This is a genomic window from Lichenibacterium minor (assembly GCF_004137685.1).
Taxonomy (GTDB): domain Bacteria; phylum Pseudomonadota; class Alphaproteobacteria; order Rhizobiales; family Beijerinckiaceae; genus Lichenihabitans; species Lichenihabitans minor.
In genome coordinates this window covers 32,562-46,770 of the sequence record NZ_QYBB01000009.1, presented here as the reverse complement: position 1 = coordinate 46,770, position 14,209 = coordinate 32,562, and the positions used below count along the sequence as shown (strand labels likewise).

Here is a 14,209-nt window from a genome sequence, read left to right as displayed (position 1 = left end):
TCCGTCCAGGAGCCGTCGCCCGTGAACGCCCCGCTGAAGCCGCCCCGCCGCGCCACGGCCTGCCCGCACGATTGCCCGTCCACCTGCGCGCTGGAGGTCGAGGTGCTCGACCCGCGCACGATGGGCCGCGTCTACGGTGCGGCGGAGAACAGCTACACGGCGGGCGTCATCTGCGCCAAGGTGGCGCGCTACGCCGAGCGCGTGCACAACCCGGACCGGCTGACGACGGCGCTGCTGCGCACCGGCCCGAAGGGCTCGAACCAGTTCCGCGCCATCGGCATCGAGGAAGCGCTGGACCGCGCCGCCGAGGGGCTCGCCGCCGCGGAAGCGCGGCACGGCGCCGAAAGCGTGTGGCCCTACTATTACGCCGGCACCATGGGCCTCGTGCAGCGCGACGGCATCAACCGCCTGCGCCACGCCAAGCGCTATTCGGACCAGTATTCCACCATCTGCACGGCCCTGTCCTGGGCCGGCTACAAGGCCGGCCACGGCCGCATGACGGGCCTCGACCCGCGCGAGATGGAGCGCTCCGACTGCGTCGTGCTGTGGGGCACCAACGCGGTGGTGACCCAGGTCAACGTCATGACCCACGCCGTGAAGGCCCGCAAGGCCCGGGGCGCCCCCATCGTGGCGGTCGACGTGTACGACAACGCCACGATGAAGCAGGCCGACGTGAAGCTCCTCGTCCGCCCCGGCACGGATGCCGCGCTGGCCTGCGGCGTCATGCACGTCCTGTTCCGCGACGGCTTCGCCGACCGTGCCTACATGGCCCGCTACGCCGACGACCCCGCGGGCCTGGAAGCCCACCTCGCGTCCCGCACGCCCGAATGGGCGTCCGCCATCTGCGGCGTGCCGGCCGCCGACATCGTCGCCTTCGCGCATCTCATCGGGGCCCGGCCCGCGACCTTCTTCCGCATCGGCTACGGCTTCGCGCGCCAGCGCAACGGCGCCGTGGCGATGCATGCCGTGACCTGCCTGCCGGTGGTGCTCGGCGCCTGGGACCGCGAGGGCGGCGGCGCGCTGCACACCAATTCCGGCATGTTCGGTTGGGACAAGCGCGCCATCGAGGGGCTGGACCTGCGCGATCCGTCCGTCCGCAGCCTCGACCAGTCGCGCATCGGCGCGGTGCTGACCGGCGACGCCGCGGCGCTGCGGGGCGGGCCGCCCGTGACGGCGCTGCTGATCCAGAACACCAACCCCGTGTCGGTGGCGCCCGACCAGGAGGTGGTGAAGCGCGGCTTCGCCCGCGAGGACCTGTTCACCGTGGTGCACGAGCAGGTGATGACGGACACGAGCCGCATGGCCGACCTCGTGCTGCCGGCGACCATGTTCGTCGAACACGACGACGTGTACCAGGCCGGCGGCCAGACCCACATCCTGCTCGGCCCCAAGCTCATCGAGCCGCCGGGCGACTGCCTGTCGAACCACGAGGTGCTGGCCGGCCTGGCGCGGCGCCTCGGCGTCGACCACCCGTCCTTCGCGCTGAGCGCCCGCGACCTCATCGACGACACGCTGCGGGCGTCCGGGCGCGGCAGCCTGGCCGCGCTCGAGGACGCGCGCTGGATCGACTGCGCTCAAGATCCCGGCCGGGCGCATTTCCGCGACGGCTTCGGCTGGCCGGACGGGCGGTTCCGGTTCCGGCCCGACTGGGCCGGCGCCGCGGCGGCCATGCCGGGCGGCGGCGACGCGTCCGCCATGCCGGCCTTCCCCGACCATTGGGCCGTCATCGAGGAGGCCGATGCCGCGCATCCGTTCCGCATGACGACGAGCCCGGCGCGCAACTTCCTCAACTCCTCCTTCACCGAAACCCGCACGGGCCTCGCCAAAGAGGAGCGGCCGAGCGTGATGATCCACCCGGAGGATGCGGCACCCCTCGGCATCGGCGACGGCACGGCGGTGGAGCTGTCGAACGCGCGCGGCGCGGTGCGGCTCCACGCCAAGCTGTTCGACGGGGTGCGGCGCGGCGTGCTGATCGCCGAATCGATCTGGCCCAACGGCGCCCACGCGGACGGCCGCGGCATCAACACCCTCACGGGCGCCGACGCGCCGCCCCCGCTCGGCGGCGCCGCGGTGCACGACAACGCCGTGACGATCCGGGCGCTGGCGGACGGGTGAAGCGGCGCGGGCCGGCGCCGTCGGCCGCGGTCCGCGGGTTTCAGCCTTTCCCGCCCGCGGCCGCCGATCTCGCCACCGCGGGCGCGCGCGCGGGGATCGGCATCAGCACGGGGGCGGCGGGCACGGGCGCGCGCCCCGTCCCCTCCGCGGACAGTTCCACCGCGGCCGGCATGCCGTCCGCCGGGGCCCAGCCGCGGCGCCGGCTGCCGTCCGCCGCCACTTCCACGATGCGGAAGCGGAACGGCCCGTCGAGCAGCGTCGCCGACGTGCCGCCCACGCCGCGCCCGAAGGTGGCCGGGTCGAAGGGTCGGCTCCGCCGCACCAGCGCGCCGCCGGCGGGCGACGCGCGCACCTCGTAGCTCACGGCTTCGAGCGCCGCGCCCCCGCCCAGCGCCGGCCGCACGAAGGCGATGCCGTCCGGCCCGGCCTGGAACGCCGCGGCCGGCGCGCCGTCGCCGTCGCCGAGCCCGTAGGGCACCGCCTGGGCCACGTCGTCCCCCATGCGGCTCACCGCCTGCATCCAGCCGTCCGCCGCTTCCACCGTCGCTTCCCCGATCCACCAATGGGTCGCGAGGCGGGCCGCGTAGGGCAGCACCACCGCCACGACGGCCCCCGTCACCACCAGCGCGGCCAGCACCTCGATCAGCGTGAAGCCGGCGCGCGGGTCGCGGGACCGACGGGCGTCAGTTCGGCGCATCGGCGACCTTCACGGTGTCGAGCGTCACACGCCGCCCCGCGGGCGTGCGGACCGACACGGACACGCGCCGGAGCTGCACGCTCGGCGCCGCGCCGGGCGGCGGCCCGCCGAGGCCCTTCGGCACGGCCAGCCTGATGGCGGACGGCGTGGCTTCCGGGTGGAGGTCGGACGCGTCCTCGCCCTTGCCGGCGTCGCGCGGCGCGGGAGCGACGTCGGACGCCAGCACCAGCACGGTCGCGGCGCTGTCGCGCCGCTCGGCCGCGTAGCCGCGACCCCGCGCGTCGGGCGGAACCGCGCCGCCTTCGGCGACGTCGCGGGCCAGCACGATGGCCGACACGACGTCCATGGGCGCGCGCGTCGCGCTCCAGGCGCCCCCCATGGCGCGCGCCAGCGCCGGCAGGACCAGCCCGGCCACGACCAGCGCCACAAGCGCTTCGACCAGCGTGAAGCCGCGCCGGCTCCCTCTACCCGCCCTGGACGACGTCGACATGGCCGTCCGCCCAGTTGACGCGCGCCCGCAGCACCTGCGGCCCCTTCGCGAAGCGCAGCACCGCGCCGCAGCCGGACCCGTCCGGCCGGAACAGCACGGCGGCGGCGCCTTCGCCGGTGCGGCAGTTGCCGCCCGCCGTGAGGCTGAAGGCGACGTCGGCGGGGATCGTCACGCCGGCGTTCCGCGCGGACAGGCGACGGCGGCCGGCGTCGAACCGCGCCGCGACGGGCTTTCCGCTCGCCATCGCGGCCGTGCGGGCGTCGCGCAGCAGCGACACGGAGGAGCTGACGAGCGCCAGCATCCGCGGCGGCGTCGTGCCCCCCGCCACCAGCGGGTAGGCGAAGGACAGGAGCAGGATCGTGATCGCCAGCGCGGCCAGCGCCTCGATCAGGACGTAGCCGCCCCGCGACGAGTCGGCCGGCCGCTCAATAGCTGGCGATCTGGTTCGCGCCATCGGGTTCGCCTCCCTTGCCGTTGGGCCCGTCGGAGGTGATGTCGTAGGGGCGGCCGTTGCCGCCCGGCGCCCGGTAATTGTAGGCGCGGTTCCAGGGGTCCTTCGGCACGTTGGTGCCCTTGACGTAGGGGCCGCCCCAGCTCGCCACGTTGGACGGCCGGGTGTTCAGCGCCTGCAGGCCTTCCTGGGTCGTCGGGTAGCGGCCGGCGTCGAGGTAGAACAGGTCGAGGGCGTTCTTGAAGCTTTCGATCTGGATGTGGGCGGTGCGGACCTTGGCTTCGGCGAGCTGGCCGAAGACGCGCGGCGCGACCAGCCCCACCAGCAACCCGATGATGGCCAGCACCACCAGCATCTCGACCAGGGTGAAGCCCGCCGTGCGCACCGCCACCCGCCGCAGCCGCCCGGCGCGGTCGCGCAGCGCGATCCCCGTGCCGGCCGACACCCGCCCGTCCATCCCGTCCGTCATCTACAGCACCGCCTGGTTGACGCTGACCAGGGCCGACATGATGGTGACCATCAGCCCGCCGATCAGCCCCGCGATGAACACGATCGCGGTCGGCCCGATGACCGCCGACAGGGCGTCGAGCCTCTTCTCGAGCTGCACCGCGTAGAGGCCGCCGGCTTCGCCCGCGACCTTGGACAGCTCGCCCGTCTCCTCGCCGATGCGCACCATGCGGGTCGCCACCGGCGGCAGCAGCTTTACCTGAGCGAGGGCCTCGTGCAAACGCCCGCCGCGCCGCACGGCGTCGCCGACGGTGGCCAGCATGGCGCGGCCGTCCGCCCCGACGGCGTCCTCCAGCACCTTCAGGGCTTCCGTCAGGGGCACGCCCTGGCCGAGCAGCACCGACAGGTTGGACAGGAATCGCGACGTCCGCCACAGGCCCCAGATGTTGCGGATGCCGGGCAGGCGCAGGAAGCCGGCGAAGAGCGCGCGGCGCACCGACGCCGTGCGCCACGCCAGGAACCCGAGCAGCAGCAGCCCGGCGAGCCCGGCTTCCAGGTTCGTCTCGTTGGCGATGAGCCCGTCCGACAGGGCGAGCACGAAGCGCACCAGCGCGCCGGGGTCGCTGCCCGAATCCGCGAACAGGCCGGAAAAGTTGGGGATGACGTTGACCAGGAAGAAGACCAGCACGCCCACGGCGGACACGACGAGGAAGGCCGGGTAGCGCAGCGAGCCCGTCACCTTCTCGGCCAGGCGGTGGTTGCGCTCGCGCTGCGCCGCCACGGCGGCGAACACGCCCGCGAGGTCGCCGGTCGCGTCGGCGATCCGCGCCATCGCGACGACATCCCTGGTGAACACTTCCGGGTGGCGCTCCAGCGCCTGGACGAAGCTCGCGCCCCCCAGCACCTCGCGCCGCACGCCGAGCACGATGCGGCCGAGCCTCGCGGGCTGGCCTTCCGCGCTCAGCGCCAGCGCTTCGTCGAGCGGCAGGCCGGAGCGCAGCATCAGGGCGAGCTCGCCGAGGAAGCGCGTGATGGCGCGCGGGCTCGGCGGCGAGGACAGCAGGCCCGTGCCGTCCTCCTTCAGCCGGTCGAGCGACTGCAGCATGACGCCGCGCGTGCCGAAATCCGCGGCGGCGGCGGCCGGGTCGGGCGCCTCGATCTCGCCCGCCATGGCGCGCCCGTCGGGGCCGACGGCGGTGTAGCGGAAGCGCGCCATCAGCCGGCCCGGCCGGGGCGGGGGCCGCGCCTCGCGTCCAGCGCCGGCACGGCGCCCGTCACCGCAGCGCCGCCACGCGGAACACCTCGTCGACGGAGGTCAGCCCTTCGAGGGCGCGGGCCTTGCCGTCCTCGACCAGCGTCGCCATGCCGCCCGCGATGCCGGCCCGCTCGATGGCGGCGTCGTCGGCGCCGGCCAGGATTTCCCGCCGCACCGCTTCGGTGATCTCCAAGCATTCGAAGATCGGGCGTCGCCCCCGGTAGCCGGTGCCGCCGCAGCGCTCGCAGCCGACGGGCTCGAACAGCGCCGTGCCGGCCTGGAGCCCCAGCCCGGCGATGCGCGGGTTGCGGGCCACGTCCTCGGCCGTCACCGTGAACGGCCGGCGGCATTCGAGGCAGAGCGTGCGCACCAGCCGCTGCCCCACCACGGCCGACAGCGTGGACGCGATGAGGTAGCGCTCCACGCCGATGTCGACGAGGCGCGTCACGGCCGCCGCCGCCGTGTTGGTGTGCAGCGTCGTCATCACGAGATGGCCGGTCAGCGACGCCTGGACGGCGATCTTGGCGGTCTCGGGGTCGCGCACCTCGCCCACCATGATGACGTCGGGGTCCTGCCGCATGAAGGCGCGCAGCGCCGTCGCGAAGGTGAGCCCCACGGCGGGGCGCACCTGGCTCTGGTTCACCCCCTCGATCTCGTATTCCACCGGGTCCTCGACGGTGAGGATCTTGCGGGTGGAATCGTTGAGGGAGGCCAGCGCCGCCGTCAGCGTTGTGGTCTTGCCGGAGCCGGTCGGCCCCGTCACCACGATCATGCCGTGGGGCTGCGTCAGCTTGTCGGCCAGCACGGCGCGGTCGCGCGGGTTGAAGCCGAGGTCGGCGAAGGCGGGCAGCCGGCCGCCGCGGTCGAGCAGGCGCAGGATCGCGGCTTCCCCGCGGGTGGTCGGCATGGTGGCGACGCGGACGTCGAAGTCCCGCGCCCGCACCTTGATGCGCATGCGCCCATCCTGCGGCTGGCGGTGCTCCGCGATGTTGAGCCCGGCCAGGATCTTGATGCGCGACACGATGGCGCGCGCCGGCGCCGAGCGCGGGGCGGGGATCGTCCTCAGCACGCCGTCGACGCGCACCCGCACCTGGATGTCGCGGCCGAGCGGCTCGAAATGGATGTCCGACGCCCGGAGCGACACCGCCTGGTCGAACACGTCGTCGAGCGCCCGCACCACCGGGGCGCCGCTGGCGAGGTCGCGCAGGCTGTCGGAATTGTCGGGGCCCGCGTCGGGCGCGTCCTCCTTGGCGTCGTCGCCTTCGGGCCGGACTTCGGCGTCGAGCGCGATCTCGACGTCCTCGAAGGAGGCCACTTCGAGCACCACCTCGCCGCCGAGCGTCATCGTCACGGCGTCCACGGCGTCGGCGTCGAAGGGGTCGGCGGCGGCGAGGCGGAGGCTGCCGTCGGCGGCGCGATACGGGAACAGCCCCACCTCGTGCAGGAAGGGCACGGAGAATTCCGACGCCAGCGACGTGCCGCGGCGCAGCGCGTCGAGCCGGGCGCGGGGCAGGTTCTGCGCTTCGGCCAGCAGGTCGGCAAAGTCGCCCGGCCGCAGGCGCGACGCCGCGAGCAGCCGCTTGCCCCAGGCGACCCGGCCGCCGCGCTCGGGCCGCGCGGGCTCGATCTGCCCGGGCGTCAGCAGCCCGATGTTAACCAATTTTTCAGCGAATGCCTGATGGCTCATGGCGGCAGGGGACCCGGCGATCTGGACAGCATCTGGGCGTTACTCTAACGTTAAATTCCTCGTCTAGTCCAAAAAAAGACGGCGCCGGTGCGGTCCCTCTTCGGAATCGATGCTTGACAGACACGGTTTCACCCCAATCGCGCGGCCGCCGGTTACTTGGGACCGTCGCGCTGGGCCTGTGGGCCCTGGCGCTGGCGGGATGTGACGGGCCGCTGTCGCCGAATCTCGGCGCCACGGGCGCCGACAACATCCCCAGCCCGGATTTCGCCGCCCGCGGCCCGATCCCCAAGGGCCGCTACGGCGACCTGACCGGTTCGCCGCGCCAGGATGCCGCCATGTACCGCGGCTCGGCGGCGGCGTCCGGCGCCGCGCCGCCCGCCGCCGCCGTGGCGGTGAGCGCGGCCGACGCCGCCTCGCCCGCCGAGGCCGTGGCGACGGTCGACGGCGTGACGCCCGCCGGCAACGGCTACCAGCTCAACTTCGAAAGCGCCGATGTCGGCGCGGTCGCCAAGGCGATCCTCGGCGACATCCTCCACGCCAACTTCCTCGTCGACAAGCGCGTGGTCGGGCAGGTCACGCTGACGTCGTCGCAGCCCGTCGCCAAGGCCCGGCTCGTGCCGCTGCTGGAAACGGCGCTGTCGAGCCTCGGCGCCACCGTGGTCAAGGACCAGGACCTGTACCGCGTGGTGCCCACCGCCGACCCCGGCGGCATCGGCACCGTGACGGGCCGCGAGGTCGGGGAAGGCTACGGCACCTCGGTCATCACCGCCCGCTACATGCCGGCCGCGAACCTCGGCAAGCTGCTGGAAGGCTTCGGCAGCCGCCCGGGCTCGATCAAGACCGATCCGGGCACCAACCTCGTCATCATCACCGGCACGGCGTCCGAGCGCCGCTCCGCCATCGAGGCCGCCAACACGGTCGACGTCGACTGGCTCCGCTCGAAGTCGGTCGCCATCCTGCCGGTCGCCAACACCGCGCCCGACACGATCATCTCCGAGCTCAACCGCATCATCGACAGCGGCGAGGGCGGCATGGCGCAGGGCGCCATCCAGCTCCAGCCCATGACGCGGGCCAACGCCGTGCTGGCGGTGGCCCGCACGGGCGGCGGCATCGACCTCGTGCGCAAATGGGTCGCGCGGCTCGACCGCGGCGACGCGGGGGCCGGCGGCGTCAAGGTCTACAAGCTGCAATATGCCCAGGCCAAGGCCGTGGCGGCGGCGCTGAACGACCTGTTCGGCTCGGGCGGGGGCGGCGGCTCGTCCCAGGGCGATTCCGACAAGGACCAGCTCGAGCCCAGCGGCTACGGCTCCGTGTCGAGCCAGGCGCCCGCCACGGGCGGCACCAGGACCGGCACCGGCTCGGGAACGGGCGCGACCCTCGGCGGCGGCGGCGGGGCGGATGCCGCCAACGGCGGCGCGGGCTCGCCCTTCGGGGTGCTGAAGGCCGCCATGGCGAGCGGCGGCGGGGGCGGGGGCTCCGCGGCGGCGTCGAGCGCCGACACCGCCGCGCTGCGCGGCGGCGGCGGTGCCGGGGGCGGCGCCAAGGTCCGCGTCACCGCGGACCCCAACAGCAACTCGCTGCTGATCAACGCCAGCGCGCCCGACTACAAGCTCATCGAGCGCGCCATCCACCAGATGGACCGGCAGCCCGTGCAGGTCGACATCGAGGCCACCATCGCCGAGGTGACGCTGACCGACCAGCTCCAGTACGGCGTGCAGTTCTTCCTGCAGGGCAACCGCACGCTGGGGCTCAGCGGCGCGCAGAACCTCCAGGTGTCGAGCCTCAACACGGCCGGGCTGAACCTGCTCGCCGGCGGCCTCGCGAGCCCGCGCGTCCTGGTCAACGCGCTGCAGGGCTACACCAGCGTCAAGATCCTGTCGTCGCCGTCGCTGGTGGTGCTGGACCGCCAGCCCGCCGTCCTTCAGGTCGGCAACCAGGTGCCCATCCTCACCCGCACGGCGCAGTCCACGGAAAACTCGCTGTCCCCCGTGGTCAACAACGTCGACTACAAGGATACCGGCATCATCCTCAACGTCCTGCCCAAGGTGAACGCCAACGGCGTCGTCACGCTGGACATCGAGCAGCAGGTGAGCGCCGTGGTGGCGACCGACTCGTCCACCCTCACGCCCACCATCTCCCAGCGTCGCGTGCGCTCCTCCGTGGCGGTGTCGAACGGCCAAACCGTGATGCTGGCGGGCCTGATCAGCGACACGCGCTCCAACGACCGGTCCGGCATCCCGGGCGTCGGCTCGATCGCCTTCCTCAACGACCTGCTGACCAGCCACGATTCGGCGGTGAACCGCACCGAGATCATCATCTTCATCAAGCCGCAGATCATCTCCAACGCCGCCGACGCCGAGCAGGTGACGGAAGAGTTCCACGACCGGCTCCAGTCGATGCAGCGCACGCCCGACCGGCCGATCGTCCGCCGCTACTGACGGGCGGGCGCCATGCGCTGCTTCCCGGCCGAAGCCCCCGCGACCCTCGGCGACGCCGCACCGACGCCCTGGCGGCGGGCCGAATGGGCGGCGCTGCTGGCCGGCTGGGCCCTGGCCCTGGCGGTGCTCCTGCCGCCGGTCCTGTCGCCCGGCGGCGGCGAGAGGGCGGCGGCCCTGATGCTCGCCGCGGCGCTCGCCTTCTGGGCGGTCGCGGTGGCGGTCGTGCACTCCGATCGCCTGCATTTCGTCATCCCCGACGAAGCCTCGCTCGCCCTCGCGGCCCTGGGCCTGGCGACGGCCGCCGGGGTGCCCTGGCTGTCGGGCGAGGGGATCGCCGCGGCCTCCGCCGCGCTGCGCGACGCTGCCGCGGCCGGCGCGGGGGCCTTCGCGGTCTTCTGGGCCATCGGGGCGGCCTTCCGCGCCGGGGGGCGCGACGCGCTCGGCTTCGGCGATGTGAAGCTCGCCGGCGCCTGCGCGGTGTCGCTGACGCCGGCCGACGCCGCGCTGGCGCTGGAGGTCGCGGCGCTCGGCGCCATCGCGGTGCTGCTGGCCACCCGCCGCGGCGGCACCCTGCGCGACACCGCCGTGCCCTTCGGCGCCTTCCTGGCGCCCGCCGCCTGGCTGGTGCTCGTGTTGGCTCCGCCGCTGCGCGATGCCGGGCTGTTCCCGTGGTGACGGCGGCCCGGGTCCCGGCGCGCGACCCGCGGCGCGGGGCCGCGCTGTTCGTCGTGCTGATGTTCTCCGCCTTTCTGGCGACCTTGGCGGCGAGCGCCATGCGGACGGGCCTCAGCGGGGCCCGCGCCGCCGCGGTCTTCGCCGACGGCGTGCGGGCCGACGCGCTCGGCCGCGGCGCCGCCGACGCGCTGGCCTACCGCCTCGCCACCGGCGACGCCGCGGCGAAGCGCGGCGGGGCCATCGGGCTCCGGCTGCCCGGCGCCGACGTGACGATCGATTACTTGTCGGAATCGGCCCGCGTGGATGCCAACGCGGCGCCGGTGCCGCTGGTGGCGGCGCTCCTCGCCGCCTGCGGCGCCGAGCCCTCGGAGGCCGCCGCCGTCGCGGCCCGCGTGGCGCGGTTCCGCGCCGAGGCGGCGGCCCGCGCCAAGCCGGCCCAGCCCGGCGGGGGCGACGGCTCCGCCCCGCCGCTCGGCGGGCTGGCGGCGATCCGCGCTTCCGTGGATGCCCTCGGGCCGGCCGCCAAGCCCAAGGCCGCGTCCGGCCCCGCCGCGATCCGCGACCTGTCCGAAGTCGCGGCCGACTGGGGCCTGTCCGACGCGCTGGCGCGCCGCGTGCTGCCGTCGCTGACGGTGAGCAGCGGCGCCGCCACCGTCGATCCCGTCCTGGCCGACCGCACGGTGCTGATGGCGCTGCTCGGCGGCGACGAGCGGGCCGACGACTACCTGCGGCGCCGGCGGGCGGGGTTCGTCGACAAGGAATCGGCGCTGGCGCTGCTCCCGATCCCGTCGCGCGACTTCGTCGGCTTCACCGATTCCGAAGCCGTGCGGGCCGTGGCGCGGGTGCGGGTGGCGAACCGCTACGAGCGGCGCTACGAGATCGTCCTGGCGCCTCCCGCCGACCCGCCCTCCGGGGCGCCCCCGCCGGGGGCTTCGAGCCCGCCGCCGGGCGCCCCGCCCGGGCCGGGCGGCGGGAATGCCCTGCCGGTCGTGGTGTCGTGGCGCGTGCTGCCCTGATGGTGCATCGATGCTGAGCAAGCTCGGGACGTGGTGGACCTGGTTCGTCGAGGGGCTCGTCGAGGCCCTGCTGTGGGGGCTCGACCGCGCGCGCCGTGCGGCGCCGGTCCGCATCGAGTTCGGCGGTCCCGAGGTCGCCGTGTTGGGCGCCGACGGGGCCCGGCTCGGCCGGTTGACGCCCGGCGACGGGCCGGCCCTGTTCGAGCCCGCCGACCTGCCGCGCCGCCTGGCGGGCGCCGCCGTGGACGTGGTGGTGCCCGCGGCCTGGATCGCGCGCCGCGAACTCGACCCCGTGGCGCTGGCGAGCCGGCCCTTCCTCGACGCCTTCGTGCGCCACCAGATCGAGCGCGTGACGCCGTGGCGCGTCGGCGACACGCATTACCGCATCCTCGACCGCCCGATGCCGGACGATCCGGCCCGCCTCGCCGTGGCGGTGGCGGTGATGCCGAAGCGGCTCGTCGCCCGCGCGCTCGCCGCCGTGGAACCGCTGCACCCGAAGGGGGTGCGGCTTCGCGGCGCCGACGACCCCGCCGGGGCTGCCGCCATCTCGATCGGCGGGGGGCGGTCGCACCAAGCCGCCGCGCTGCGCCGCGGCGTGGTGGGGGGGCTCGGCGCGCTGGCCCTCGCCGCCGTGGCCCTCGTCGGCGTGCTGCAATGGCAGGGCGCCCAGGTGCGCGACGACATCGACGAGCAGGACCGCGTGCTCGACGGGCGCAAGGCCGTGCTGGCGCGCGAGCGGCGGGCCGCCGACCCCGGCGGCGCTGCGGCCGGGAAGCTGCGGGCCCTGCGGGAAGCGCGGCCGTCGGCCGTCGCCGTGATCGACGCCCTGTCGGCCGCCCTGCCGGATTCGGCCCACCTCACCGCGCTGTCGATCGACGGCGACCACGTCACGGTGGCGGGCGTGTCGGGCGAGCCGTCGGCGCTGGTGCCCGCGCTCGAAACCTCCGGCGACTTCGCGGCCGTGGCCTTCGGTGCCGCGACGACGCGGGCCGAGGCGGGCGGCGGCGACCGCTTCACGCTGGAGATGAAGGCCCTGCCGCCGCGGTCCGACCATGCCGGGCCGCCGCAGGGCGACGCCGCTTCCCCCGTGGCGCGGGCCGCGCCGTGACGCCGCGCAACGTTTCCATCACCCTCGGCCGGCCGCTCGGCGCCACCCTGCTGCTCGGGGCGCTTCTGCTCGGCGCGCTGGCCGCCGTCGGGGCGAGCTGGGCCGACCTGTCGGCGGCTGGCGAGGAGCGGGACGCCAAGGCGGACCTGCTCGAGCGCGGCGTCGCGGCGAGCCGGCGCGCCCAGGTGGCCCCCGCGGCGCGCCTCGCCGATCCCTTCGTGGCGGCCGACAGCGCCACCCTGGCGGCGGCGGCCGTCGACTCGAACCTGCGCGCGCTCGCCGCCGCGGCGGGCCTGTCGCTCCTGTCGAACCGGGCGGACGCCAAGCCGGACGAGCCGGGCGGCGCGGATGCCGGCCTCGGCACCCGCATCGAGGACCAGGCGGTGGTGGAAGGGCCGAACGATGCCCTGCAGGCCTTCCTGGTCAGGCTCGAGGGCGGCACCCCGACCGTGCTGGTCGACGGCCTCGCGATCGAGCCCGCCGAGGTCGACCAGGCGGCCCTGGGCGACCCGCAATCGCCGCGGCTCCGGATGAGCCTGACGCTCGGCGCCTTCTGGCGGCCGGGTGCGGCGGCGCCGAAATAGAAGGGGCGGGCGGCCTCGCGGCCGTCCGCCCCCCGGAAGGGCCGGCGCAGGGCGCCGGCCGTGTTGCCGTGTGGACTAGCCGCCGGTGGCCTTCAGCAGGGCGTTGAAGCCCGGGCCGCCGTTGGCGCCGTTCGGGAAGAACACGCCGCTCGACGCGCCGATGCCGCCGTACACCACGTTGAGAACCTGGCGGGGCGTGCGGGCGAAGACGAGGCCGTTCGGGTCCGTCGGCGTGATGTTGACCGGGGACGGGAAGCCGCCGTCGAGCGTGCTCTCGCTGGCGCCGATGCCCTGGTCGTCGGCCGCCTGCGACAGCTTCGCCCGGAGGTTCGAGATCAGCCCGGTGATGCCCGTCACGGTGCCGTTCTGCTGGGAGAACAGCGTCGTGCGGATGGTGGCGGCGTGATAGGCCTCGACGGCCAGGATGGAGGCCGCGGCCGCGAGGTAGCTCTTGTTGGTGATGAAGGGCGCCGCGCCGTTGTAGGCGGTGGTGCCGACGTCCTCGAACACGTAGGCGGCGAGCAGGAAGCTGGTGTCGTCGGCGTAGGGGTTGAACGTGCCCGGGATGCCGGCGGCCTGGGCCAGCGCCGTGAAGGACGAGTCGAGCGAGATGACCGGCTCGGCGACCGCCTGGCTGCCCAGCGCGTTCTTCAGGAAGATGACGTGGTTCTTCTCGTCGTTGGCGATCTCGGCCGCGAGGCTCTGGACCACGGAATTCTTGAACGGCACCTTGCTGCCGCCGCGGACGCCGCCGCCCTGCGTGCCGATGCCGCCCGTCAGGCTCGACGGCAGGCCGACGCCGTACACGGCGCGCTGATAGAATTCGGCCTCGAGATATTCGAGGTTGAGGGCGAAGTTCAGGATCGCCACGTCGTAGTCGGCGGTGGCCGCCTGGGCCTCGCCGGAACCGACGGCCGCGAGCGCCGCGAGGGCGGTGCCCATGCCGGCGGTCTTCAGAAAGGCGCGGCGGCCGGCTTCGAGGTCGATGGTCGGCTTGGCGATGGCGGCTTCGAGGTCTTTGTTGTCAGACATGCTCTTCGTCTCCCTGGTGCTTCGGTCCGATGGCGCTGACCAGCCTTCCATCGATGAACTCCCGTGCCCCGAGTTAGGCTAGCGGTGGAAAGAGCCCTGACAAGATGCAGGCCGAAAGGCGTCGAAATTCTGTGCGGCCAGCCCAATCTTGTGGCAGAAATACATCACTCCATGACAGTTTGGCTGTGAATATGTCGCAGGGAGCGCCGCGCCG

General features: G+C 74.4%; 13 protein-coding genes. 6 read left to right on the top strand and 7 right to left on the bottom strand.

Annotated elements, in window-relative coordinates:
* The first annotated feature begins 21 nt into the window (after positions 1-21).
* Positions 22-2,115 (top strand): molybdopterin-containing oxidoreductase family protein, encoded by a 2,094-nt coding sequence (locus D3273_RS10075; RefSeq protein ID WP_129226081.1) that lies wholly within the window; start codon positions 22-24, stop codon positions 2,113-2,115.
* 40 nt (positions 2,116-2,155) lie between these two features.
* On the opposite strand, the gene D3273_RS10070 is transcribed toward D3273_RS10075, so the two are convergent.
* From D3273_RS10070 to D3273_RS10045, 6 genes are read right to left on the bottom strand one after another with little or no spacing between them, the layout of a single operon-like run.
* The gene (locus tag D3273_RS10070; RefSeq protein ID WP_129226078.1) at positions 2,156-2,812 is read right to left on the bottom strand and encodes a PulJ/GspJ family protein; all 657 of its coding nucleotides are present in this window, start codon (positions 2,810-2,812) and stop codon (positions 2,156-2,158) included.
* Positions 2,799-3,302 (bottom strand): type IV pilus modification PilV family protein, encoded by a 504-nt coding sequence (locus D3273_RS10065; RefSeq protein ID WP_129226075.1) that lies wholly within the window; start codon positions 3,300-3,302, stop codon positions 2,799-2,801. The genes D3273_RS10070 and D3273_RS10065 overlap by 14 nt, the downstream gene beginning before the upstream one ends.
* Positions 3,277-3,756, bottom strand: a complete 480-nt coding sequence (locus tag D3273_RS10060) for a hypothetical protein (RefSeq protein ID WP_129226073.1) — start codon at positions 3,754-3,756, stop codon at positions 3,277-3,279. The genes D3273_RS10065 and D3273_RS10060 overlap by 26 nt, the downstream gene beginning before the upstream one ends.
* Positions 3,728-4,222, bottom strand: coding sequence for a type II secretion system major pseudopilin GspG (gene gspG, locus D3273_RS10055; protein ID WP_245501093.1), 495 nt, complete (start codon positions 4,220-4,222; stop codon positions 3,728-3,730). Before gspG ends, D3273_RS10060 begins: the two co-directional genes overlap by 29 nt.
* The gene (locus D3273_RS10050) at positions 4,223-5,416 is read right to left on the bottom strand and encodes a type II secretion system F family protein (protein WP_129226070.1); all 1,194 of its coding nucleotides are present in this window, start codon (positions 5,414-5,416) and stop codon (positions 4,223-4,225) included. It abuts the gene before it with no gap.
* 58 nt (positions 5,417-5,474) lie between these two features.
* Entirely contained in the window at positions 5,475-7,142 is a 1,668-nt protein-coding gene (locus D3273_RS10045; RefSeq protein WP_129226067.1) for a GspE/PulE family protein, read from the bottom strand.
* A 113-nt stretch (positions 7,143-7,255) separates the two neighbouring features.
* Here D3273_RS10045 and gspD point away from each other — a divergent pair, with 113 nt between their 5' ends.
* The 5 genes from gspD to gspM are packed head-to-tail and all read left to right on the top strand — an operon-like array spanning position 7,256 to position 12,963.
* On the top strand, positions 7,256-9,580 hold the full coding sequence (gene gspD / locus D3273_RS10040) for a type II secretion system secretin GspD (protein WP_165359448.1): 2,325 nt from the start codon (positions 7,256-7,258) through the stop codon (positions 9,578-9,580).
* Positions 9,581-9,592: 12 nt separating this feature from the next.
* Complete coding sequence (locus D3273_RS10035; RefSeq protein ID WP_129226061.1) at positions 9,593-10,255, top strand: A24 family peptidase; 663 nt, start codon at positions 9,593-9,595, stop codon at positions 10,253-10,255.
* Positions 10,249-11,271, top strand: coding sequence for a type II secretion system protein GspK (locus tag D3273_RS10030; RefSeq protein ID WP_129226059.1), 1,023 nt, complete (start codon positions 10,249-10,251; stop codon positions 11,269-11,271). Before D3273_RS10035 ends, D3273_RS10030 begins: the two co-directional genes overlap by 7 nt.
* Before the next feature lie 10 nt (positions 11,272-11,281).
* Complete coding sequence (locus D3273_RS10025) at positions 11,282-12,379, top strand: PilN domain-containing protein (protein ID WP_129226057.1); 1,098 nt, start codon at positions 11,282-11,284, stop codon at positions 12,377-12,379.
* Positions 12,376-12,963: a type II secretion system protein GspM gene (gene gspM / locus D3273_RS10020; RefSeq protein ID WP_129226275.1), complete on the top strand. Its 588-nt coding sequence runs from the start codon at positions 12,376-12,378 to the stop codon at positions 12,961-12,963. Before D3273_RS10025 ends, gspM begins: the two co-directional genes overlap by 4 nt.
* Positions 12,964-13,038: 75 nt before the next feature.
* On the opposite strand, the gene D3273_RS10015 is transcribed toward gspM, so the two are convergent.
* Positions 13,039-13,995 (bottom strand): ferritin-like domain-containing protein, encoded by a 957-nt coding sequence (locus D3273_RS10015; RefSeq protein WP_129226054.1) that lies wholly within the window; start codon positions 13,993-13,995, stop codon positions 13,039-13,041.
* Positions 13,996-14,209: the final 214 nt, after the last annotated feature.

What these genes read in the sequence shown, in the direction of transcription:
- D3273_RS10070 (WP_129226078.1), bottom strand. Translation starts at nt 2,812, where the DNA reads ATGCGCCGAACTGACGCCCGTCGGTCCCGCGACCCGCGCGCCGGCTTC.
- D3273_RS10065 (WP_129226075.1), bottom strand. Translation starts at nt 3,302, where the DNA reads ATGTCGACGTCGTCCAGGGCGGGTAGAGGGAGCCGGCGCGGCTTCACG.
- D3273_RS10060 (WP_129226073.1), bottom strand. Translation starts at nt 3,756, where the DNA reads ATGGCGCGAACCAGATCGCCAGCTATTGAGCGGCCGGCCGACTCGTCG.
- gspG (WP_245501093.1), bottom strand. Translation starts at nt 4,222, where the DNA reads ATGACGGACGGGATGGACGGGCGGGTGTCGGCCGGCACGGGGATCGCG.
- D3273_RS10050 (WP_129226070.1), bottom strand. Translation starts at nt 5,416, where the DNA reads ATGGCGCGCTTCCGCTACACCGCCGTCGGCCCCGACGGGCGCGCCATG.
- D3273_RS10045 (WP_129226067.1), bottom strand. Translation starts at nt 7,142, where the DNA reads ATGAGCCATCAGGCATTCGCTGAAAAATTGGTTAACATCGGGCTGCTG.
- D3273_RS10035 (WP_129226061.1), top strand. Translation starts at nt 9,593, where the DNA reads ATGCGCTGCTTCCCGGCCGAAGCCCCCGCGACCCTCGGCGACGCCGCA.
- D3273_RS10025 (WP_129226057.1), top strand. Translation starts at nt 11,282, where the DNA reads ATGCTGAGCAAGCTCGGGACGTGGTGGACCTGGTTCGTCGAGGGGCTC.
- D3273_RS10015 (WP_129226054.1), bottom strand. Translation starts at nt 13,995, where the DNA reads ATGTCTGACAACAAAGACCTCGAAGCCGCCATCGCCAAGCCGACCATC.